Genomic DNA, 1,500 nt, shown 5'->3' with positions numbered 1-1,500 from the left:
GGTCCGGGGACATGGAAAAGGTCCTGCCCGAGAAAAGATCGGTCGAACAGTGTACCTTCCAACTTCGCTTGTGTATGTCGATACCAATGAATAACTTGGGTGGGGCAGTTTGTTGTGTTTTCATATCTTTTGATTTTGGTGAATCTTAAAGATACTCGACAGGCTGCTTTTACATAGATGCTAACCGCAATTACGGCGGATTCGACTGCGTCCGAATCCACTCGGAATTGCTAGCGTCAGTGATAAACCGAAAAATTTGCGTACTTTAACCCGTAACTGACGGTTATACAAAACCGTTACCCAACATTTAAGACAAACATCGAGAATGATACGAAATTATTGGAATGAAGAATGGAAAGAGATTGTATTTGATGACAAGATTTCTGAAAATGAAAAATTTAAAATATCAAATTACGGCAGAATTATAAATTGTAAAACTGACGAGGAATTTTTGGTTAAAAAATACTTTATAAACGGATATCAGAACTTACCAGTAAAACAAAAAGGGAACGGAAAACAGACCAGCAGATATGTACACAAACTTGTTGCGGAACATTTTCTGGAAAAAAATGACGGAATCTGTGTTATTCATCTGAACTATGACAAAACCGACAATCGAATAGAAAATCTAAAATGGGCTACGAAAAGAGAAAAGGAATTACATCAATTCAGCCATCCAGATTGGAACGAAATTGTTAAAAAAAGGAGCAAAAATATTGGCAAACTGAACGCAGGAAAAGTAAAAATTATCAAACGCCAATTAAAAAACAAAAATAACAGGCTGAAAATGATTGCTAAACGCTTTGGAGTTTCTGATATGCAAATACACAGAATAAAAACAGGCGAAAATTGGAGTTCTGTAACTGAATAAAAAACGTTGGGTAATCGAGTAGACGGGTCCGCCCCTAGTTAGGAACGGACTGCGCCTCTCACACCACCGTGCGTACGGGTCTCGTACACGGCGGTTCGTTATATCAGAACTTTACACTAAGGTAGTACGCTAGCATACTTTCGTAACCTCTTTTTCTTAGACGTTTTTCAGTAATAGTAGTCCTCAGTATAGGACTTTGGGCTACCGCCCAGCCTCCCATCCTTGTTCTACTCCAAGCATACGCTTGATCCTGTTTTATACCTAAGCCAATGAGATTCTTGCGTTTGCGCTCCGGTTTCTTCCAATCGTGCCATATACAGTAGCGTAGTCGGTTCCGTAACCATTCATCCAGCTTTTTAAGTTTGGTATGTATATTTCCTAATCGGAAATTGTTCAACCACCCTTTATAGATGGGTTTTAGCCGTTGTAGCCTTTCTGATAATGATAATGGCAGCGTTTTCTTGGTAAGATACCTGAGCTTGCGTTTAAGTGTTTGCCAAGCCTGTTCGCTTACTATTAACTGATAATGACCCTTTACGCCTTTCTTATATACTGGCGTAAACCTATAACCCAACAACTTGAATGTAGAGGGTCTGCGAATACCGCTCTTTGCCCGGTTGACTGGTAAG

Annotated in this window: 2 protein-coding genes; one reads left to right on the top strand and one right to left on the bottom strand. The window is 39.7% G+C overall.

From position 1 onward, the window contains the following. The first annotated feature begins 325 nt into the window (after positions 1–325). Positions 326–871, top strand: a complete 546-nt coding sequence (locus tag BFP75_RS21200) for an HNH endonuclease (RefSeq protein WP_099547322.1) — start codon at positions 326–328, stop codon at positions 869–871. Positions 872–974: 103 nt separating this feature from the next. Here the strand turns inward: BFP75_RS21200 and BFP75_RS21195 are convergent. Continuing rightward, positions 975–1,500 (bottom strand): group II intron maturase-specific domain-containing protein (locus BFP75_RS21195; protein ID WP_317044551.1); only part of this gene is annotated, 526 nt, incomplete at its 5' end.

The sequence above is a fragment of the Maribacter sp. 4G9 genome (assembly GCF_002742265.1).
In the GTDB taxonomy this organism is placed as follows: domain Bacteria; phylum Bacteroidota; class Bacteroidia; order Flavobacteriales; family Flavobacteriaceae; genus Maribacter.
Note: the sequence above shows the minus strand (reverse complement) of the source record. Positions and strands in the feature narration are given on the sequence as shown.

What these genes read in the sequence shown, in the direction of transcription:
- BFP75_RS21200 (WP_099547322.1), top strand. Translation starts at nt 326, where the DNA reads ATGATACGAAATTATTGGAATGAAGAATGGAAAGAGATTGTATTTGAT.